This is a genomic window from Pseudochrobactrum saccharolyticum, from assembly GCF_008801715.1.
Lineage (GTDB): Bacteria > Pseudomonadota > Alphaproteobacteria > Rhizobiales > Rhizobiaceae > Pseudochrobactrum > Pseudochrobactrum saccharolyticum.
Genome location: NZ_VZPG01000001.1, coordinates 1117231 through 1139762, shown reverse-complemented (window position 1 = coordinate 1139762; position 22532 = coordinate 1117231). Strand labels below are relative to the sequence as shown.

The window sequence follows — 22532 nt, the reverse complement described above, 5'->3', positions numbered from 1 at the left end:
ATGCGTTATGAAAAAGAAGCTTGTGGTTATTGGTGCGGGTTTTGCAGGCCTGCAGGTCGTTCACGGGCTGAAAAATGCTGATATTGACATTACTTTGGTGGATCGCCGCAACCATCATCTTTTCCAGCCTTTGCTCTATCAGGTTGCAACCACCGTGCTTGCAACATCTGAAATAGCATGGCCGATCCGCCATCTTTTCCGTGACCGCGAGGAAGTGACAACTCTGCTTGATGAGGTTGTCGGAATTGACCGTGTTCATAAAACAGTGCGCCTGCGCAACAGTGCTGAATTGCCTTATGACATACTGGTTCTGGCAACGGGTGCACGCCACGCCTATTTCGGTAAAGATAAATGGGAAGCCTTTGCGCCGGGTCTGAAAACACTGGAAGATGCAACGACAATCCGCAGGCGCATGTTGCTGGCTTTTGAGCAGGCGGAACTGGAGGCGGATCCGGCCAAGCGTGAAGCATTACTGACATTCGCTGTGATCGGTGCGGGGCCGACAGGTGTTGAAATGGCCGGTATGATTGCAGAACTTGCCCATCACACGCTGCCGCGTGAGTTTCGCCGTATTGATACACGTCAGGCGAAAGTTCTGCTGGTTGAGGCCGGAGCGCGTGTTTTGCCGAGCTTCAGCGAAGATCTATCCGGTTATGTCCGCAATGCACTGACAAAGCTCGGCGTGACCGTGCGTACCGGCGTGCCGGTTACAGCCTGTGATGAGAGCGGTATTACAATCGGTGAGGAGCCTATTGCCTGTCGCACAATCATCTGGGCTGCCGGTGTGCAGGCGTCGCCTGCGGCGCAGTGGCTTGGAGCAGAATCGGATCGTGCGGGCAGGGTGGTTGTCACTAAGGATTTGCGGCTTGCGGATGATCCGTCAATTTTTGTGATCGGTGATACGGCCTCGGTCAAGTGGGGTGAGGATCAATCCGTGCCCGGCATTGCTCCCGCTGCCAAACAACAGGGCAGCTTTGTTGCAAAATGCATTCGCGCCATGCTGAGAGGTGCTCCTGCACCTGAAGCTTTCACATATCGCCATCAGGGTAACCTGGCGACAATCGGCCGAAAAGTTGCTGTTATCGAATTCGGAAAATTCAAGCTGAAAGGCATTCTGGCGTGGTGGATATGGGGGCTTGCCCATATCTATTTTCTGATCGGAACGCGTTCACGACTTGCAGTCGCGTGGAGTTGGCTCTGGATTTATCTGAGCGGATTACAAAGCGCCCGTCTCATCACGCAAAAAGAAACCATGCGTGATCCTGAAGTTTGAAGGCATAAAAATCCCGCCTCAAGCATTTCCAGCAAAAGTGCGAAGCGCCTCCGCAGGGAAATCAGTTCGCCGGACTGATTTCTTTTCCTGCTGTGATGCGTCGGACAATGCGGGAAAGTAAAAGATGGGCGGGATTTTTATATCAGGCAGCAATTTTGCGGCGCATAAACGGTCCATGCGGGATTTCCGGCGGCGCAAAAGTTTCAGCAGAAGCGCGATCCCAGCGGCTGTACCAGTCAGACAGCTCCTCAATCTCAGGGCCGGAGACCAGAAAGCCGTTTGGCAGATACGGATAGACTTCATTGCCGTCGAGGAACTCATTGTCCTTTTGACGGAACATGAAATGATAAGGCATGAAGTCACGCGGATCGCTGAGACCAGCCGCACCGGCAAGCTCACCCAGAGCATGCATTGTATTGCGGTGGAAACGTGCAACACGGTTGCTCTTGTCACCGACATCAATCGCACGCTGACGTAACGGATCCTGCGTGGCAATACCGACAGGACAGGTATTGGTGTGACAGGACTGCGCCTGAATGCAGCCGACAGCAAACATGAAGCCGCGTGCCGAATTACACCAGTCAGCGCCCAGAGCAAAAGTACGGGCAATATCAAAGGCCGAGACGATTTTACCGGCCGCACCGATTTTGATCTCGTGGCGGATACCGGCACCTCGCAGCGTATTATGCACAAAGGTCAGACCTTCAAGCATCGGCATGCCAACGCGATTGGCAAATTCCAGCGGAGCCGCGCCGGTGCCGCCTTCTTTACCGTCAACGACGATGAAATCAGGATAAATGCCGGTTTTCAGCATGGCCTTGACCATCGACATGAATTCACGACGGTGACCGATACATAGTTTGAAGCCGACAGGCTTGCCGCCGGAGAGTTCACGCAGCTGGCCGATAAATTTCATCATGCCGATCGGCGTGGAGAACGTATTATGCGCAGGCGGTGAGATGCAATCCTTGCCCATAGGAATGCCGCGTGCTTCGGCAATCTCCGGTGAGATTTTCTTGGCTGGCAACATGCCGCCATGACCGGGTTTTGCACCCTGACTGATTTTCAGCTCAATCATTTTGACCTGAGGATCAGCAGCCTGAACTGCAAATTTCTCCGGTGAGAATGTGCCGTCATCATTACGGCAGCCAAAATAGCCGGATGCAACCTGATAAATCAGATCGCCGCCGCCTTCGCGGTGGTAGCGGCTGATACTGCCTTCACCGGTATCATGGGCAAAACCACCAATCTTCGCGCCTTTGTTCAAAGCAAGAATGGCATTGGCGGAAAGCGCGCCGAAGCTCATGGCCGAAATATTATACAGGCTGGCATCATAAGGCTGTTTGCAGGCAGAGCCGCCGATACGGACACGGAAATCCGTATCCTTAATCACCATAGGAACAGCAGAATGGGTCAGCCATGCATAGCCGGAACTATAGACATTTTCGATCGTGCCGAACGGACGTTTGTCCTCAACGCCTTTGGCGCGCTGATAAACCAGACCGCGGATTTCGCGGCTGAACGGTTCTTCATCGCGGTCGCCTTCAATAATATACTGGCGCAGTTCCGGACGGATACTTTCGAGAATAAAGCGCATATGCCCGATGATCGGGTAATTGCGCAGAATTGCGTGTTTGGACTGAAAAATATCATAGACGCCCAGCCCAAGCAGTGAGCTTGAGACGGCAGTGATGATAAGGAGCCATTCGCTGTAAAAGACTGCCCCGATAAAAGAGGCAATGGTCAGGAGCGCAACACAAGTGAGAACTGCATAACGCTGATAAGAGAGCATGATTGTCACCATCTTTATATGAGCCTGAACGGGGCGCTCTTCACGGGAAAGAGTCGGTTGCCCGACCGGTTGGCGTCTCCTTAGCCCACCCGTTCAGCGATTGCGAGAGGGATTATTGCTTTGATGTGCGGGGATTTGAGGGAAAATTTGAGCAATTCATTGTGATTGAGCGGAAAACAGAGCTGTTTTCTGCTGAACACCGGTCTTTACGGAGTATTTTCTCCCATAATCGGCTGCCGTGAGAAGCTGCAAATTATACCGGCCGGCTCATAATGCCTGACTGCTGCGCTTTTGCTTGTGGTTTACGCGTGTGAAGGCAGTGCAGAAATATTGTTGCGCATCGAAATCCTGCGTTACTCATCCGCTATATATTTGAAAATATTTTATAAATTTAACATTTCACGCAAGAGAGACGGCTGATTTTCGTCTTTTTCGGTCGATCACAAATGCGATTTGGAAGGAACTTATTAACCTTCATTTTTTATTACTTTGTGGACAGAACTCAGTAGCGTATTTTTGGTTTTTCAGGTCCATGCGTATTCCCCGATCCAATTTCTCCATTGCAACGACTGACCGCTTTGCGGTTTCCGCTGACATGCGTGAACCGGTATCCCAGCCGCAGGAAATACAGAGGCCGGAACAATCTGCTTCTGGCGCTCCTGCACCCGTATCACAGCCGCAAGCGGAACATGTCGTTACAGAATCAGAGGTGGCAGAAATAATCTCCGTTGCCCCTCTCAGCTATGCTCCGGCGGTTGTGACAGAAGTCACACCGGCAGCATCGACTGCCGCCCCTGTGCCCGTTACCCCGTCATACCCGCTTAGGAGTAAGCAGATGAGCAACAATTTTGCGGTTAAGCATTGGATGGATCAGGACAGATCCGCAAAGGCAGAAGAACAGACTGCTGTCGCGCAGCCTGCTGCGCAGGAACCTGTTGCAGCAACTGTGCCTGCCGCGCCGCAGGCCGTATCTGCTCCGGTACATCCGAAACCGGCCAATCCGACAATGACCGTGCCTAATCCGCATGTGGCCTATCAGGGCTTGTCTGTACGTGAGCAATTCGGCTCCGGCGAAAAGGTCTGGAAAAATGCTTTTGCTTTGGCCGAGAATGTGCGTTTTACCCGCACACCTGAAAATGAATTGCAGCGTTTGCGCGCCAAGCTGATTGAAGAATTCGGTGCGGAAGAAGAAGTGCAGCCATCTGCCCCTGTGCAGAAAGAAGCGGTCGTAACGCCTGTCATGCAGACTGCCGCCGCCGCTCCTGTGACTGCCCAGCCTGTTCGTACTGCGCCGGTTTTGCGCGGGCCTTCAAGCATGATTGTTGCTGCGCGTTTGCGCCTGCCGGTTGTTCCGGTTGCACCGCATGTTGAAGCTGCGACACCTCTGGCCGGTACCGTGCCGACGCCGGTGGTCTCAATCGTGCCGGAAGCCGAAGTGGTCAATGCTGTGGTTTCGCATCTGCCTGAGCCGCAGCAGCCTGTGCTTGCTGAACCTGTTGCTCCGGTTGCTGAGACAGAGCAGGGCGGTTTGCAGCTAAGCCATTTGTCTGATTTTGCCTTCTGGGAATTTGCCGGATTGCCGGAAATTGCCCCTGCTGCGGAAGCTGTTGTTGAGACAGTGACAGAACCGGCAGAAATGCCTGCACCTGTATTGGCACCTGTGGCCGTGATGCCTGTCGCTAAAACAGCACCCGTTGCGGAAGAAAAATCAATTCTGAGCATGTTCCGCACCGTTGAATGGCGGCCGGCGCATGAAGAAGCACAGATTGCTGAAACCGTAGCGGAAACTGTTGTGGAAACCGCAGTTGAGATGGAAGCTGAAACACCGGCACCGGTTGCGGAAGCCGTGGCTGAGCTTGCAGAAACTGTTGCTGTTGCGGCGGAGCCTGCACAGACTGTCAGCAATCCGTTCCTGCCATCCTTTAGTTTTGGCCTGTCCGGTTATCAGATGCCGGTCTATTCAATTGCCACACAGGCATTGAATATGCAGCCGCCGCTGAATGCAGTGTCCGTACCGGTAGCAGAAGAAGCTGTGGCCGTTGCTGCCGAGCCGCTTGCAGAAATGCCAGCTGAAATAGTTGCTGAAGCAGTTGCTGAAACTGTGGTGGAAGATTGTGATCTGGTGCAGGAAGCTGTGGCAGAACAGGAAGAAACACCTGTCGCACCAACTGTTGCACCGGTAACATTCGCTGCCGCTCCTGCGCCGCGCAATCCGTCGGCCTCGATCAACTTGTCGATTTTCTCGCCGACCGCGATTGAAACCGGAACTGTAATGTCCGGTGAAGGTTATGAATATCCGCCTCGTGCTTTGTTGCAGGAGCCTGTTTATAAAGACGGTGCGATTATTTCGCAGGAAATGCTGGAACGCAGCGCTGGTTTGCTGGAAAGCATTCTGGAAGATTTCGGTGTGCGTGGTGAAATTATCCATGTGCGTCCGGGTCCGGTTGTCACCCTCTATGAATTTGAACCGGCACCGGGTGTTAAATCCTCCCGCGTAATTGGTCTGGCTGATGATATTGCCCGTTCCATGTCGGCACTCTCTGCCCGTGTTGCAGTGGTGCCGGGCCGTAATGTGATCGGTATTGAATTGCCGAATTCGATCCGCGAAACCGTGTATTTCCGTGAGCTGATTGAATCGCCTGCTTTCGAGCGCACCAATTGCCGTTTGGCGCTCTGCCTTGGCAAAACCATCGGCGGTGAGCCGGTAATTGCTGAGCTTGCAAAGATGCCGCATCTGCTGGTTGCCGGTACGACCGGTTCCGGTAAGTCGGTGGCAATCAACACCATGATCCTGTCGTTGCTCTACCGTCTGAAGCCGGAAGAATGCCGCCTGATCATGATCGATCCGAAAATGCTGGAACTGTCGATCTATGACGGTATTCCGCATCTGCTCACTCCTGTCGTAACCGATCCGAAAAAGGCCGTCGTGGCGCTGAAATGGACCGTGCGCGAAATGGAAGAGCGTTACCGCAAGATGTCGCGTCTCGGTGTGCGTAATATTGACGGCTATAATGCCCGTGCAGCCGCAGCGCGTGAAAAAGGTGAGACTGTTACCTGTACCGTTCAGGCCGGTTTTGACAAGGCTACCGGTGAAATCCTGTATGAAGAACAGGAAATGGATCTGACGCCAATGCCTTACATCGTCGTTATTGTCGATGAAATGGCCGATCTGATGATGGTTGCTGGTAAGGAAATCGAAGGTGCGATCCAGCGTCTGGCGCAGATGGCGCGTGCGGCCGGTATTCACCTGATCATGGCGACACAGCGACCTTCTGTTGATGTGATCACCGGTACGATCAAGGCGAACTTCCCGACCCGTATTTCCTTCCAGGTCACGTCGAAGATCGACAGCCGTACCATTCTTGGTGAGCAGGGTGCTGAGCAACTGCTTGGTCAGGGCGATATGTTGCATATGGCCGGTGGCGGCCGCATCGTCCGCGTCCATGGTCCTTTCGTATCGGATGAGGAAGTCGAAAAGGTCGTCAATCACCTGAAAGAACAGGGACGTCCTGATTATCTGGCAACCGTGACTGCTGATGAAGAAGACACGGAAGCGGTTGAAGATGACAGTGCGGTCTTTGACAAGAGCGATATGGCATCCGATGACGGCGATGATCTTTACGAAAAGGCTGTCAAAGTGGTGCTGCGGGATAAGAAATGCTCGACATCCTATATCCAGCGCCGCCTGTCGATCGGTTACAACCGTGCCGCATCTCTGGTGGAGCGTATGGAGCAGGAAGGTCTTGTCGGCGCTGCCAATCATGTCGGTAAGCGCGAGATCATCGGCCAGAATGACGGTATGTAATCCGTTAAACTGATCTGCTGTCTTTCAGCAAATAGAAATATGAATACTGCCTGCCGGAAAATATACCGGCGGGCAGTTTTTGTTTTTAAGCTATTAGATATATGTAAGTTATAATTTTATAATGTAATGCAGATCGTTTTTATTGCGCAGAAATATCATTTTGCGGAGATCTTGTTAAAAAATGACAGTTATTTGCTGTTGTTAAATGTGCCATCTTCACGTCATATTAACCATATGGGTGCATAAAGGGGAGGAGAACCCTGAGATGCGTGAGGTGGGGTATGCAGCGCTACAGATTTGATCAGAAAACCATAGTCGTACAGGCGATTGTCGAAATGATTAAGCGTGGTGTGCCTGCTTCCGAGATGGATATTTATCTCAGCCGCATGGGGCCTGTTGATCTCGATATGCTGCAGCAATGTATGGATGAGGTTTATGCCTATATTGCGCAGGAAGAGGAAAGAGAACAGGAACTGTATCAGGATCGCGCCGTAGCATAATCCGGCTGTCAGGCTGTGCTTATGCCGGAGCAGCAGGATGCAAAAGCAAGATAGATGACACAAAGATAACGTAAATCTGTCATGCTCTTGAAATAATCGGGGCCTATACATAAATAAAGTTTAAGAAATTCGCCTGACTATTGACCACGGATGTACTGGCATTGGTTGAGGCGTTTCATGGAAGGTCGGGACATCCCGGCCTTTTTCATTTTCTAAAGCTTCTTTGCCTGAAGCGATTGACGTCCGGTTTGCATCATATCGCTCGCTCTGTCTCCTTGTTTTACGCATGTCGTTATCGGAAAACCGGTGCCCGTTTTTCTGCGGCATGCTCTAGATTCTTTATTTGGTCGCATTATCACTGCCGTCAAGTTGACCCGACTTGACTAAGTTCAGGGCGTCAAGCTGAGCCCGCCTGACTGTGAAATGCTTTGGACCTTTGCAGCTGTTTCCTGATTTCCCTGTTTCATGTGCCGTCTTATGCCTGCCGGATAGTTTTTGCTCCGGACGCGGAAACGTGACCGAGATTCATCTTGCTGTTAGATGCTTTCCTGCTTATAGAAACCGCAAAAGTTCTGGATGCCGGAGTGAATCGGTCTGATATGCCCGTCAATTGTGGCTTCAGACATTCGATATTCCGGTCTGATGGGAGCAGCTTTTATCTTTTTTGAGAGATGAAATTGCTCCGGCCGGGTTTTCTGAAATATGTGCGTATAGGCGCCGGTGTTGAAATACGGCGCTTTTTTGTTTATGAATTTCAGAATTTACCGAAACTACTGTATGTTCTTCTTAGTCTGAAACAATGTCAGATAAGAAATAATACAGCATTTCAAAGCAGTTAAGATGTTTTTGAGCTTATTCATGAGCCTGAAATATCTTGGTGAATGTTGATATGTGGCCTGTCCCGGGCGCATTCAAGACGGAAAAATTAAATGAAACACAGATTATTCCGGTCGGCAGGTATCGGTGCGGTTCTGATGCTGACGGCTATACTGGCAGGGTGTCAGCAGGTTGTGCTGTTTCCTAAAGGCGAAGTCGGCATTAAAGAACGCGACCTGATTGTTTTCGCGACAGTCATCATGTCGCTGATTGTTGTGCCGGTCATTATCGCGACCTTGTATTTCGCGAATAAATATCGCGCCAACAAAGATAATGAATATCTGCCGGACTGGCATCACTCAAACAAGATTGAAGCCGCTGTCTGGATTATTCCGTGCATCGTCATTCTCATTCTTGGTTATGTGACCTGGATTAAGACCCATGAGCTGGATCCGTACCGCCCGCTGGAACATGCGGCAAAGCCGGTTCAGGTTGAAGTTGTGGCTATGAACTGGAAATGGCTGTTCATCTATCCGGAGCAGGGGATTGCTTCGGTGAATGAATTGGTCGTACCGGTTGATCGTCCGCTGAACTTCCGTATCACCTCCGGTCACACGATGAACTCCTTCTTCATTCCGGCTCTGGGCGGTCAGGTTTATGCAATGCCTGGCATGCAGACCAAGCTGCACCTTATCGGTAATGAAATCGGTGCTTATGAAGGTATCTCCGCGAACTATAGCGGTGACGGTTTTGCGCAGATGCGTTTCACAACCCATGTGAAAAACGAAGCCGACTTTGAAAAATGGGTTTCCGAAGTCCGCACCTCTGACAAAGCACTGAACCGTGCCGGTTATATCGAGCTGGATCAGCCGACAGAGAAGCATCCGGTTACACATTATGCCTCAACTGAGCCTGGTTTGTTCAGTGCTGTTATCGGTCGTTGTGTGGATGGCAAGACCCCGTGTGTCAGCCATGGCGGCGGCAGCGTACAGAAGCTTTCACCATTCATCACATCCTCTGTGAAAAAAGAATCGCCTGCGGAACCTGCGTCTAACTGACGGGATTTCGTGACTTTAGGCAGGCAGACCATTGGCAGATTATGGCCAATGGTTTTGCCATTAAAAGTGTAGAGAAATGTTCGGAAAACTTACCCTGGCGGATATTCCGCTTCACGAACCGATACTTGTGGTCACTTTAAGTGCCGTTGTACTCGGCGGTTTGTCTCTGTTCGCAGCCATTACCTATTTCGGTAAATGGGGCGTATTGTGGCGTGACTGGCTGACAACTGTCGATCATAAGCGCGTTGGTATCATGTATATCATTCTGGCGCTGGTGATGCTGTTCCGCGGCTTCTCCGATGCCGTGATGATGCGCGCCCAGCAGGCTATGGCCTCCGGCGCCAATGAAGGCTTCCTGCCTCCGCACCACTATGACCAGATCTTCACTGCCCACGGCGTGATCATGATCTTCTTCGTGGCGATGCCGTTTATCGTTGGTCTGATGAACTTTGCAGTTCCGTTGCAGATCGGTGCCCGCGACGTTGCGTTCCCTTACCTGAACTCCCTGAGCTTCTGGCTGACTGTTGCTGGTGCTATTCTGGTAAACATCTCGCTCGGCGTCGGTGAATTCGCCCGTACAGGCTGGCTGGCTTATCCGCCGCTGTCCGGACTGGAATACAGCCCCGGTGTCGGTGTTGACTATTACCTCTGGGCTTTGCAGATTTCCGGTATGGGTACGCTGCTCTCCGGTGTGAACCTTATCGCAACCATCATCAAAATGCGCGCTCCCGGCATGACAATGATGCAGGTTCCGGTTTTCACATGGACTGCCCTCTGCTCGAACATTCTGATCGTTGCAGCTTTCCCGATCCTGACCGTAACCCTGTCGCTCCTGCAGCTTGACCGTTATCTTGGTATGCATTTCTTCACCAATGATTTCGGCGGCAATCCGATGATGTATATCAACCTCATCTGGATTTGGGGTCATCCGGAAGTTTATATTCTGGTTCTGCCTTGCTTTGGTGTGTTCTCGGAAGTTATCGCGACTTTCTCTGCCAAGCGTCTGTTCGGTTATACTTCAATGGTTTATGCGACCGTTGCCATTACCGTTCTGGCCTTCCTCGTCTGGGCTCACCACTTCTTTACAATGGGTGGCGGTGCCTCCGTTAACGCCTTCTTCGGCGTGGCGACAATGATTATTTCGATCCCGACAGGGGCGAAAATCTTCAACTGGCTGTTCACGATGTATAAAGGCCGCGTGCGTATGGAAACGCCGGTTCTGTGGACTGTCGGCTTCATGTGTACCTTTGTGGTCGGTGGTATGACCGGCGTTATGCTTGCAATTCCGCCTGCGGACTTTGTACTGCACAATTCCGTATTCCTGATCGCGCACTTCCATAACGTGATTATCTCCGGCGTGCTGTTCGGTTGTTTTGCCGGCTTCATCTACTGGTTCCCGAAAGCATTCGGTTTCCGTCTCGATGAAACCTGGGGCAAACGCGCATTCTGGTGCTGGCTGACCGGTTTCATTCTTGCCTTCATGCCGCTCTATATTCTGGGCTTCATGGGTATGACCCGCCGTATCAACCACACTGAAAATCCGGCATGGCAGATTTACCTGATTATTGCCGCTATCGGTGCTGCAATCATTCTGGTTGGTATTGCCTGTCAGATCATTCAGGTTCTGGTGTCCATCCGCAACCGCGAAGCACTGCGTGACCACACCGGTGATCCGTGGGAAAACGGCCGTACGCTGGAATGGTCTGTGGCTTCTCCTGCTCCGTTCTACAACTTCTCTGAAACACCGCGTGTTCAGGATGTTGATGCTTACTGGGATATGAAGAAGCGTGGCGTGAAGCGTAAAACCGACAAGTTCAAGCCAATCCATATGCCGCGTAATACCGGCACCGGTTTCATCATCGGTATGGTTTGTATCGCGCTTGGTTTTGCCGGTGTATGGCATATCTGGTGGCTGGCAATTGCCGCTACTCTGGCCATCATCGCGATCAGCATCATCCATTCCTTCAACAATAACCGCGACTACTATGTCACTGCGGAAGAAGTGCAGCGCATCGAAGATGAGCATACGCTCAAGCTGCAGTCTTTGGGAGTTAAGCCATGAGTGCCGCTGTAACGCACGCTAACGATCACGCCCACGGGCATGACGACGATCACGAGCACCACGATTCCCGCGGCACGACACTGATCGGCTTCTGGATCTACCTGATGAGTGACTGTGTCATCTTCTCGGGTCTGTTTGCCACCTTTGCAGTTCTCTCGCGTTCATACGCGGGAGGACCGACCGGCTGGGAACTGTTCGATCTGAACTTCATTGCTGTGGAAACCGCTCTGCTGCTGTTCTCCAGCCTGACCTATGGCTTCGCGATGATCGCGATGTCACGTAAAAAACAATCCGCCATGCTTGGCTGGATTGCCGTGACATTCCTGCTCGGCGCAGCCTTTCTGGCGATGGAAATCTATGAATTCCATCACCTGATCGAAATCGGTGCCGGTCCTGGCCGTTCTGCATTCCTGTCCGCCTTCTTCGTATTGGTCGGTACGCACGGTCTGCACATTCTGTTCGGTCTGATCTGGATTCTGGTTCTGGTCGCGCAGGTTCTGCGTTCCGGTCTGACAGAAGCCAACCAGACCCGTCTGATGTGCCTCAGCCTGTTCTGGCACTTCCTTGATGTTGTCTGGATCGGTGTATTCTCGATTGTTTATCTGATGGGAGTTCAGGCATGAGTTCCGCGCATAAAACTGAAGCATCAGCCAGCGAAACCAAGAATTATATTATCGGTTTCATTCTGGCCGTCATCCTCACAGCCGTTCCTTTCGGCGTGGTGATGGGACAGTATTTTGACACCACCACAACCGTTGCCATTATTATGGTTTTCGGCGCGGTGCAGATGATTGTTCATCTGGTTTACTTCCTGCACATGGATTGCAAATCCGAGGGCGGCTGGACATTGCTGGCTCTGCTCTTCACCGTGCTGATTTTGGCGATTGTTCTGATCGGCTCGCTGTGGATTATGAACCATCTGGCCATCAATATGATGGAAGTCAGCCCTGAGGCCGCGCGCGCGCTGCCATAAGGTGCAATATGGGTGAGCTTATCTCACTCACGGGAATAACAATGAACGGCGCTGCTTTGGCAGCGCCGTTTTTTTATGCATTTTATATTGAGATGCATGGGTAACCTGTCTCAAATTACAGTCCTTATTCTTTCATAATTTTGATCTTCTCAAAGCGCGTCATTTAAAACTTGCATTCATTTAAATTTCTTCAATTTTAATTTGGTGATTTCGATGAAGATTATTTCAATAATTTCAGGGCTAATGCTGCTGGTAGGAACCGGCATTGTGCAGGCGCAGGTCGCTACTGTTTCGGGTACTGTCAATTTACGGCAGGGGCCGGGCACAAACTATACGCGGATTGCAGCTTTGCCGCGCGGTGCGGCGGTGCATATTGAGAACTGCCGCGGCAGCTGGTGTCAGATCAGAAGCAGCTGGGGGATAGGTTGGATAAGTGGCCGTTATTTATCCCAATCCTATCAGGGCTATAATGCAGCACCGGTCTATAATACGCAGCCGCAAGTCACTTTCGGGCTGAATATCGGATCAGGTTTTTATGATGATCCGTTTTATGCTCCGTATTATCAACCTTATTACACGGGCTGGCATCCGCCTTATTACCGGCCTTGGTATCGTCCGGGCTACCGGCCTTATGGGCCACGCTATAATCCTCGTCCTTTTGGCCGGCAGGGCTGGAACCCCCGATGGGGTGTGGGGCCCGTGCACTTCCCGCGCGGAGGATGGCGCAGATAGGATCTGATAAGGCAGATTCTGCAAGGCGATTCCCTGTTATGGAAAACGTGGTTCCGTGGCAGGACTCTTTAAAGGAGGTGGCTGTATTTTAACCAATGCGCATTTTCTTGGAACGTGTTGCAATCCGTATGACAAATGCTTTCCGGAACAATCTTTCATGTCGGTTTTAAATTGCCCTGTACGGCTGTATTTTTAAAAGACAAATATTTTCAATGTTTTACGGCTTTATGCCTCTGTGATTGTCGTTTTTGTTTCTTTCTTAAGATTAAATATTCAAAATTCATATTTGATTGAAAGCCACAAATTAAGTTTTTCTTTAGGTAAAGGAAAATACAAATTAATATTTTGTTAAGCATAAATTTTAAAAAAGCAGTGTAAGCTTTTGGATTATACTCTCCGCTAGTTTGATTGTTAGGCATCGCGCGATGGGTGGAGCGGGCTATGCCGAGGAATATGCGTATTGACCCCGTTGAATGGGATGATATGCAGGTAATAAATTAAGGAGAGCTCCAATCCGTAAAGTCAGCACCCTCCTGCTGTTCACTGCGCTGCTGCCGGTTATGGCGGCATCGCCTGCGCATGCTTTTGAGCTCTTTGGCATTAAACTTTGGGGTAAAGACAAGGCTGAAGAAGCCGATGATGTCATTGCCGAACCGAAACGCTACAGCGTTGAAGTCACTTCCGGCGGCACCCGCACCAATAAAGACGGTACGGCAGCCGATGTGGAAGATCTGGTTAAAGGCGCTTCACGGCTTGTGGCTGATGAAGAAAAAGCGGCTTCCGGCTCCGGCGGACTGCTGGCCAAAGCACGTGGTGATTACCGCCGTATTCTGATGGCACTTTATGGTGAAGGTCGTTATGGCGGCACCATCAGTATTCTGGTTGATGGTCGCGAAGCTGCAAACCTGCCGCCGGATACACAATTGCCGGATACATCTAAAATTGTCATCAATGTTGATCCAGGCCCGCAATTCCTGTTTGCCCGCGCCAGCATTAATGAACTTGCACCGCCGACAGATGGCCGCCGCGATCAGGTGCAGTCGCCTGAAAAGGCCGGTTTCAAAAGCGGCGAAATTGCCAAATCCGGTACAATCCTGAAGGCAGAGCGTCTTGCTGTTGAGGCATGGCGTCAGCAGGGTTATGCCAAGGCGAAAGTTACGCGTGAGGATATTGTTGCCGATCATGAAGGCAATGTGCTGAATGCGGATATCACGCTGGAACCGGGACGTGTTGCCCATTACGGTCCTGTCAAAGTGCAGGGCACAGCCCGCATGGATCCGGAATTCGTTGCCTATATGACAGATCTGAAACCGGGTCAGGAATATGATCCGGATGATATTGAGCGTGCACGCCGCCGTTTGGCACGGCTGGATGTTTTCCGCTCGACATCGATTCAGGAAGCACAGGAAATCAACCGCGACGGTATTCTGCCGATGGATCTCATCGTGCAGGAGCGTAAACCACGCCGCTTCGGTCTTGGTGCGAGTTATTCCACGCTGGACGGTGCAGGGGTGGAAGCCTTCTGGATGCATCGTAATCTGTTCGGCAAGGCGGAACGTCTGCGCTTTGATGCCAAGGTCAGCGGTATCGGCGGTTCGCAGGATAATTCCTATGATCCGAAGAACTTTACCTATGTGCTGGGCACATCCTTCACCAAACCGGGCGTGTTCACACCGGATACGGATTTCGTTTCGTCTCTGACCGGTAAGCGTGAGGTTCTGGATAATTATACCGAGACATCGGTCGGCGGACAGGCAGGTTTTACGCATATCTTCAATGAAGATCTGAGCGGACGTTTGTTTGCCAATGTGTCTCGTGCGCAGTTTGATGATGATTATTACGGCAAACGCCAGTTCTTCACCGTGGGGATGCTGGGCGGTATTCTGCTGGATAAGCGCGATAACAAGACCAATGCTACTTCCGGTTATTATGCCGAGGGCGTGGTTGAGCCGTTCTACGAGCTCAAAAACGGCAGTTTCTCGACCAAATTTACCGCAGAAGGCCGTGGCTATTACGGCTTTGGTGAAGATAAACGCGTTGTGCTGGCCGGTCGTGTTAAAGTCGGATCGATTGTCGGTGCCGATATGAGCGATCTGCCGCCGGATAAAGTCTTCTTTGCCGGTGGCGGCGGTTCTGTCCGTGGTTATGCTTATCGCAGCATCGGGGTGAATAAGCCGGGGGATGTGGTGATCGGCGGACGTTCGCTGATGGAAATGTCCGGCGAGGTTCGCACAAAAGTTACCGATAGTATCGGTGTGGTCGGGTTTGTAGACGGAGGATATGTCGGGGAGGAATCCTACCCTGATTTTGCGGAGAATCTGCGTTTGGGGGCAGGTGCGGGCTTGCGTTATGATACCAGTCTCGGACCGATCCGTTTCGATGTTGCCGTGCCGCTTAACCGCAAGGCAGGTGACTCAAGTTTTGCATTCTATGTCGGCATAGGACAGGCGTTTTGAACCGTTTTCTCGCTTTCGTAGCCACTTTCTTTATCATTCTGCCGCTCGGTATTTATATCGGGGCATCGCTGCTGCCTCAGGGAGCGGACAGCGTAACGACGCCTGCCACCGGCCAGAGCAATCCTGCGGGTTCAGGTACGCAGACCGCACAGGCTGACACTTCTGTTTCCACGCAGGAAGCCGAAGAGGAGAAGTCCTACTTCCTGTCTTTTGTTGAAGAAAAACTGTCGGGGCCGAACCGCAAGATCAGCATTACCGGTATTGAAGGCGTTTTGTCGTCTGAGGCAAAAGTCGGCGCTATCACAGTTGCTGACCGCGAAGGTATCTGGCTGCGCATTAAAGATGCCCAGCTTGTCTGGAGTCGTCTGGCGCTTCTGCGCGGCCGTCTGAGCGTGGATACACTCTCGGCCAAGGAAGTTGAGTTTATCCGCACACCTTTGCCGGATGAGGGACTGCCGTCACCGGAAGCCGGTGGCTTCGCTTTGCCGGAACTGCCGCTGGCGGTTTTGCTGGGTGAGCTGAATATTGAACGCCTGAAATTCGGCCAGCCGGTCTTTGGTCTGGCATCGGAAGTGGCGCTGAAAGGCAATCTGACCCTTCAGGACGGATCGCTGGAGTCGCTGTTTAACATGCAGCGTCTGGATGGTCCGGGCGGCACAATGAAGCTGAAAGCCAATTACGCCAATGCCGATCAGAAGCTTGATCTGGATATGCGTCTTTCCGAGCCTGCCAATGGTATTGCCGCCAATCTTCTGAATATTGCAGGCAAACCGCCTGTTGAGCTGGCTCTGACCGGCGCAGGCAAGCTTGATGATCTGAAAGTTGACCTGACGCTTGATGCGGACAGCCAGCGCATTCTGACCGGACTTCTGACCCTGAACCGCAATGCGGACGGCACTGTTACCGGCCGCGTGTTTAATGCGGATGTCAAAGGTCCGATTGCTGCACTCATTCCGGAAAAATTCCGTGATTTCTTTGGCGCAACCTCAAGCCTTGCAGCCAATGGTTTTATCAAGGATGGCGGTGGTTTCCGTCTGGATAATTTCAACCTTTCCAATGCCGCTCTGCAGGTACAGGCCAAGGCCGAAACCGCCAATGACGGCTTTCTGACACGTCTGACCCTTGATGCGCTGATTGCAGATCGGGAAAAAGGCCGTGTGCTTCTGCCGGTCAGCGGCGGCCAGACCTCTCTGGCGTCTGCGCGTCTGACACTGGATTACGGCGACCGCCAATCCGCAGACTGGACAGGCAAGCTGCTGGTTGAAGGTCTGCAGGCCGGTGATTTCTCCGCACAGCAGACTGTGCTGGATATGGGCGGCGCAGCAGAAAATCTGCAGGACGCACAAAACCGCCATGTCGGTTTCAATATTATAGGGAATGTAACGGGAATTAATGCCAGGCAGCCTGAGGTTGCGCAGGCGCTGGGGGATCGTTTTGATCTGGCCGTATCGGGGCAATGGCGTGCCGGTTCTCCTGTGCAGCTTGAAAAACTGCAGCTCACCGGTAACGGTCTGAGCGCTGCCTTAAAGGGTGCAATCGATAAATTCATTTATACCGGTGACATTGTTTTACAGGCAAACAGCCTCATGCCGTTCTCGGCACTGGCAGACCGTTCGCTTGCCGGCAGTCTTGATCTGAAAGCAACCGGTACTGTTGCGCTTCTCACTGGCGGGTTTGACCTGACGCTGGATGGCACAGCAGAGAATATCAAAACCGGTGAGGATATTGCTGACCGTATTATCAATGGCCGCTCCACTTTGAGCGGTGGTCTGGCGCGTTCTGAAAACGGTTTTTCCGCCCGTGGTTTCCGTATTGGTAATGATGCAAATGCAATCACTGCCAATGGCTCATTCTCCAGCAAAGATGCCGATTTCGATCTGGGCGTTGAGATTGGTGACATTGCCGATCTGTCCGACAAGGCAACGGGACCATTGTCGCTGAAAGCCAGTGCACGCGGAACAGAAAACCGGATTGCTCTGGCTGCCCGCGCATCTGTGCCTTCCGGTTCGCTGGAAGGGCGCAAACTGAATGATGGTCTGCTCGACTTCAATGCTGTGCTGGACGGTTCTGATCCGAAGCTTGCCCCGTCTTTGAGCGGTGGTTTCAGCGGCAGTGGCTTCTTAAGCGGTGAAAAACTCGATCTTGCCGGTAAAATTGCGCTGGATGAGCAAGGCAAACGCCTGAGTGATCTGAGTTTTGTTGCTGGCGGCACGCGTGTCAGCGGTGATCTGAATATTGCGGACAAAAACCTGCTCGCCGGTCGCCTGAAGGTGGATGCGCCGGATGTTTCAACCGCTGCCGCTCTTTTCCTTGCCAAAGCAACCGGTAGCATCAATGCGGATATTGATCTGTCTTATGAAAATGACCGCCAGAATGCGGCAGTCAAAGCAGATATCCGTAATTTGAATGTTGAAGGCAATGTGATCGGGCAGGCGGATATTAATGCGACGCTTGCCGACCTGTTTAATGTTCCTGTTGTGGACGGCACTGTGAAAGCACAGTCCATCCGCGCCGGTACATTTGAAATCAATACGGTTGATGCAACGGCTCAGTCTGAAGGCAGCAAAACGGTTTTTCAGGCTGCGACTGATCTGAAAATCGGTACCAAAGTTAAAGTCAACGGCGCATTGGAGCCGCAGGACGGTGGTTTGTTGCTGTCGCTTAGCAGTGCTGAACTGCGTCAGGGCACAATGCTGACCAGACTGGCGCAACCGGCATCTCTGGCGCTGAAAGGCAGCGATGTTACCTTTAACAATATCATCATGCAGGTGGGGGAAGGACGTCTGAGCCTTAATGGTGCTTTGGCTGATCATTTCAATCTGGATGTGAAACTCGATAATCTGCCGCTGAACGTGGCAAACAGCATTCAGCCGGATTTGGGGCTTGGCGGTCTAATCAATGGTCAGGCCAAGGTTACCGGTTCGCGTAACCAGCCTGATGTCAGTTTTGACATTAATGCGCGTGATGTGATTGCCCGTCAGACGCGTGAACTGGGTATCGGCGCATTGAATGCGACAGCTAAAGGTACGTCGGGTCAGAACCGTCTGAAAGTCGACAGCCGGATTACCGGCGGTAACGGTCTTGATACCCGTGTGAATGGTTTTGTGCCGCTGGGCACGGATAAATCTGCCGGTGCGCTGGATGTGAATGTTGAACTGGCCAATCTGCCGCTGGCTCTGCTCAATGGCGTGGTGAAGGATCAGAATCTGGGCGGTAATATTACCGGCACTGCAAAAGTCACCGGAGCTCTGACAAATCCTGCCGCCGAGTTCAATCTGAACGGACGCGCGCTGAGTGCCAAGCCGCTGGCCGAAAACGGGCTTGCGCCTTTGAATCTGAAAGCTGCCGGTCGCTATGGTGATAAGACCGTCAATATCAGCTCGCTGTCTGTTGACGGGCCGCAAAATCTCAGCGTGACCGCGCAGGGACGCGTGCCTTTGGCTGGCAGCGGTTTGGGTATTGATGTGACAGGGCAGATTCCGCTGGCGCTTGCCAATCGTTTTCTGTCGGATCGTGGCGCACAGGCAACCGGTACACTGGCTTTGACCGCCAATGTCAGCGGCGGTTTCGACAATCCGCAAATTCGCGGCATGTTCTCGACAAGCGGCGCGCAGATGGTTGATCCGGAAACCAACATCCGCCTCAATAATATTACCATCAATGGCAGCATGGAAGGCCAGACAATCCGTTTGCGCAATGCAAGCGCAGCTTTGTCTACCGGTGGTTCAATTAATGCGGATGGTACGGTTTCGATCAATGCCGCGCAGAATTTCCCTGCTGATTTGCGTATCAACTTCGATAAGGCACGTTATGCGGATGGTTCCATGGTGGTTGCGACCATTAATGGCGGTCTGACCATTACCGGCCCGTTGATGCGCGATCCGCTGATTGCCGGTAAGATCGAGATTGAACGCGCGGAAATTACCGTGCCGGAAAGTTTTGGCGGCGGCGGTGCCAATATTGATGTGCGCCACGTCAATACACCGGCATCAGTGCTGATGACGTTGCAACGTGCCAAGGTGGAAACCCGTGCCAAGGGTTCAGCACCGGTGCCGACATCCCGTCCGACCGTGCCGCAACTGGATGTGCGCGTGATTGCACCGAACCAGATTTTCGTGCGTGGTCGCGGTCTGGATACGGAACTGGGCGGTGCTGTCCGTCTGACAGGCCCTGTAACCAATGTGCGTCCGGTCGGTGGTTTTGAACTGCTGCGCGGCCGTCTGGATATTCTGACCCAGCGTGTAACCTTTGATGAAGGTCGAGTGACCCTGATCGGGGATATGAACCCGCAGCTCTATTTCGTTGCCCGCAGTGACGGCGGCGATATCATCGTGCTTGTGACGGTGCAGGGCACAGTGGATAATCCGGATATCAAATTCTCCTCGGAGCCGGAATTGCCGCAGGATGAAGTTCTGGCGCGTTTGATCTTCAAACGCTCAATCTCGGAACTGTCTCCTTTCCAAATTGCACAGCTTGCCGCTGCTGCCGCTGAACTGGCGGGTGGTAAAAACGCCAATCTGCTGGGTGCATTGCGTCAGGGCGTAGGGCTGGATGATCTTGATGTTGTCACCGACAGCAAGGGCAATGCAGCGGTTCGCGCAGGCAGCTATATCCGCGATAATATTTATCTCGGTGTGGAAGCCAGCGGTTCCAATGGCACCAAAGGCACGATCAATCTGGATATTACGCGGGATCTCAAAGCCAAAGGCTCTGTCGGTACGAATGGTGATTCCGGTCTGGGCGTATTCTACGAAAAAGATTACTGATCCGGCAGAGATGCGGATACTGATCGAATTGAAAAACCGGTACAAATTTGTGCCGGTTTTTTGCTTTTTACTGCATTTTTAATGTGTGGCGATTGTTTATGGTAAATGAAGATCCGGCGAATTTAATGATTTTTCAACCATGCGGGCGCACAATCCGACCTCTGAAAAGGTTTTGAAGATACGGATTTATCATGGCAAAGCAGGGTGAAATTCTGAACCGTCGCATTTTTCTGACCGGCGCCGGTGCCTTTGGTCTGGTTGGCTGTACCCAGTCGCTGGATATGTCGGCTTTTCAGCCGGATATTGATATGTCTTCGACCGGCAGTGTGATGCGCCCGCAGATCAGCGTTGATAAAGGCGTCACCAGTAATGAAGTGATGTATGCGGCTGTTCATGAGAATGGTTACTCCCTGCCTGCTATTCCTTATGAGAAAGTGCCGAAACAGTTCCGCCGACAGATCGTGCCGGATCCGACCGGTGAGGCACCGGGCACCATTGTTGTACGCCTGAACGAGCGATATTTGTATCTGGTGTTGCAGGGCGGCGAGGCCATGCGTTATGGTATCGGTGTCGGACGTGCAGGTTTTGAATGGTCAGGCCGCGCCAATGTGCAATATAAGAAGCAATGGCCGCGCTGGACACCACCGCCGGAAATGATCAAGCGCCAGCCGGAGCTGGAAAAATACCGTAATGGTCAGGAGCCGGGACCAGCCAATCCGCTGGGTGCGCGTGCACTTTATATTTTCCGCGACGGCGTTGATACCGGCTATCGTATCCACGGCAATCCGGAATGGTGGTCGATCGGGCAGGCTATGTCTTCCGGCTGCGTACGTCTGATGAATCAGGATATTATTGATCTTTATGATCGCGTGCAGGGCAAAGCGCCGATTGTTGTGCAGGCCTGATTAAAACTATTTGAAAATAAAAGCCGCGCTGAGCCGGAGCATTTTTAAATGCTCCGGCTATTTATTTTACGCATTTTCATATGCAAAACCGGTTCCCACTTTTGCTGAAAATGCTTTAGCGCGGCTTTTTTCTGTCTTGGGAGGACAGTGATAAAAAAAGGATCAAATATGATAGTTCAAATGGGTGCTGTTAGCGGATAGCTGAACTGGACTGATGGTTTTGCGCAACAACAATCAGAGCTGGTACATCTTTGACAGCTTCTTCAGTCATGCTGAGAAAATGAAAATTCTGCTGTTGCTGGATCGGATTAGGCGCCACAAACATTGCTGCGGTCAGCAGGAGCGCAGCCATAATACCCAAGCGCTTTTCAGTTTTTGCATTCATTGTATTCGTCCTGTCGGTTTTGCCCGCGGATCCGGAGCGCTTCGCTCGCAGTCACTGGGCTAAAATCATGGTAAAGTTATGAAAGAAGTTTCAGCTCTTCATATCAGTGAAAGGTTTTGTGCCCTGCCGGTGATAAAACACAGGCAACGGCGTAATGAGGGATAGGCAGCAGCACCTGATCGAGCTCTGCCATGACCTGTGCATAATCCTGCGCGGCTTTTTTAACTTCCGCGACACGGCTGCCGGTTACCAGAGCATCCAGACAGGCATCACGGGTTGTATCGTCACCGTTTTGCAAGGCGGAGATCAGTCCCATCAGCAGGCATTCTTCACGGCAGATATGCATCGAACCATAAGGAAAGGCCTTGAGCTGACAAGCTGCACAAAAATGCAGGGTGCGGATGAAATGGGAGAGTTCGGCCAGCGCGAGTTTGGCTTTATCGAGGCCGAGCTCCTGAGTGTAAATCGTCCAGGCCATTTCCCACGGAATAACCGATCCGGTTTCGAAGCCGGATGTCCAGTGGCGATAGCCTTCAAGCACCAGCTTTTCAGCCTGCCGCTCGAAATAATGACTGGATGTTTCAAAGAGATTTCTGACCTGCATATTCATGGGCGGCATCCGATCTGTAACGGACGCGAAGGAGCGATGAATATGCGTCGCGGCTGAGGGCGCGACGATAGTACCGCCCTTGGGCGGTAAAGTGCCTGACCAAACATGAGGTCCTCCAATAGAGCGGGTTCAAGGCCCAAACATCAAAGGTTGAATTTATTGCCACGAGCCGGAAGTATCCCTCCCGAAAGCTCTGACAGCGGGAATATGCCGGTGAAAACGGTCGGTTGTCAAACCTAATTTTCAGCATTTATTTAGAAAAGTGTTCTTATTTCAATAGCTTAGAATAATTCCAGAGTATTTTACTCATGTTTTTATTCTAAAATGCAATGCTATCTATATGAATCCGTATATGTTTTGCGTGATTGTCGCAGCTGGCCGGATTGAACGACATTCCGG

14 protein-coding genes are annotated in these 22532 nt (G+C 51.9%); 11 read left to right on the top strand and 3 right to left on the bottom strand.

The window, feature by feature from the left end; translation table 11 throughout:
* The first annotated feature begins 7 nt into the window (after positions 1-7).
* Positions 8-1273, top strand: coding sequence for an NAD(P)/FAD-dependent oxidoreductase (locus F7P81_RS05020; RefSeq protein ID WP_151158753.1), 1266 nt, complete (start codon positions 8-10; stop codon positions 1271-1273).
* Between the two features lie 142 nt (positions 1274-1415).
* Here F7P81_RS05020 and F7P81_RS05015 read toward each other — a convergent pair whose 3' ends face one another.
* Entirely contained in the window at positions 1416-3077 is a 1662-nt protein-coding gene (locus tag F7P81_RS05015; RefSeq protein WP_022710238.1) for an FMN-binding glutamate synthase family protein, read from the bottom strand.
* A gap of 823 nt (positions 3078-3900) precedes the next feature.
* Between F7P81_RS05015 and F7P81_RS05010 the strand changes: the two genes are divergently transcribed.
* From F7P81_RS05010 to F7P81_RS04965, 10 genes are all read left to right on the top strand, one after another.
* Positions 3901-6870, top strand: coding sequence for a DNA translocase FtsK (locus F7P81_RS05010; RefSeq protein WP_246176031.1), 2970 nt, complete (start codon positions 3901-3903; stop codon positions 6868-6870).
* 281 nt (positions 6871-7151) lie between these two features.
* On the top strand, positions 7152-7370 hold the full coding sequence (locus F7P81_RS05005) for a hypothetical protein (RefSeq protein WP_022710234.1): 219 nt from the start codon (positions 7152-7154) through the stop codon (positions 7368-7370).
* A gap of 929 nt (positions 7371-8299) precedes the next feature.
* Entirely contained in the window at positions 8300-9244 is a 945-nt protein-coding gene (gene cyoA, locus F7P81_RS05000; RefSeq protein WP_022710232.1) for a ubiquinol oxidase subunit II, read from the top strand.
* Positions 9245-9320: 76 nt separating this feature from the next.
* Positions 9321-11306, top strand: coding sequence for a cytochrome o ubiquinol oxidase subunit I (gene cyoB / locus F7P81_RS04995; protein ID WP_022710231.1), 1986 nt, complete (start codon positions 9321-9323; stop codon positions 11304-11306).
* On the top strand, positions 11303-11929 hold the full coding sequence (gene cyoC, locus F7P81_RS04990; protein WP_022710230.1) for a cytochrome o ubiquinol oxidase subunit III: 627 nt from the start codon (positions 11303-11305) through the stop codon (positions 11927-11929). The genes cyoB and cyoC overlap by 4 nt, the downstream gene beginning before the upstream one ends.
* Positions 11926-12279 (top strand): cytochrome o ubiquinol oxidase subunit IV, encoded by a 354-nt coding sequence (gene cyoD / locus F7P81_RS04985; RefSeq protein WP_151158752.1) that lies wholly within the window; start codon positions 11926-11928, stop codon positions 12277-12279. The genes cyoC and cyoD overlap by 4 nt, the downstream gene beginning before the upstream one ends.
* A gap of 213 nt (positions 12280-12492) precedes the next feature.
* On the top strand, positions 12493-13011 hold the full coding sequence (locus F7P81_RS04980; RefSeq protein ID WP_151158751.1) for an SH3 domain-containing protein: 519 nt from the start codon (positions 12493-12495) through the stop codon (positions 13009-13011).
* 560 nt (positions 13012-13571) lie between these two features.
* Positions 13572-15467 carry an autotransporter assembly complex protein TamA gene (locus F7P81_RS04975; protein ID WP_151158750.1) on the top strand — a complete coding sequence of 632 codons (1896 nt, stop codon included), beginning with the start codon at positions 13572-13574 and terminating at the stop codon, positions 15465-15467.
* Positions 15464-20233, top strand: a complete 4770-nt coding sequence (locus tag F7P81_RS04970) for a translocation/assembly module TamB domain-containing protein (RefSeq protein WP_374828042.1) — start codon at positions 15464-15466, stop codon at positions 20231-20233. The genes F7P81_RS04975 and F7P81_RS04970 overlap by 4 nt, the downstream gene beginning before the upstream one ends.
* Before the next feature lie 191 nt (positions 20234-20424).
* Positions 20425-21138 (top strand): L,D-transpeptidase, encoded by a 714-nt coding sequence (locus F7P81_RS04965; RefSeq protein ID WP_151158749.1) that lies wholly within the window; start codon positions 20425-20427, stop codon positions 21136-21138.
* 190 nt (positions 21139-21328) lie between these two features.
* Here F7P81_RS04965 and F7P81_RS04960 read toward each other — a convergent pair whose 3' ends face one another.
* The gene (locus F7P81_RS04960) at positions 21329-21523 is read right to left on the bottom strand and encodes a hypothetical protein (RefSeq protein ID WP_151158748.1); all 195 of its coding nucleotides are present in this window, start codon (positions 21521-21523) and stop codon (positions 21329-21331) included.
* A 103-nt stretch (positions 21524-21626) separates the two neighbouring features.
* Entirely contained in the window at positions 21627-22133 is a 507-nt protein-coding gene (locus tag F7P81_RS04955) for a hypothetical protein (protein ID WP_022710223.1), read from the bottom strand.
* Positions 22134-22532 lie beyond the last annotated feature (399 nt).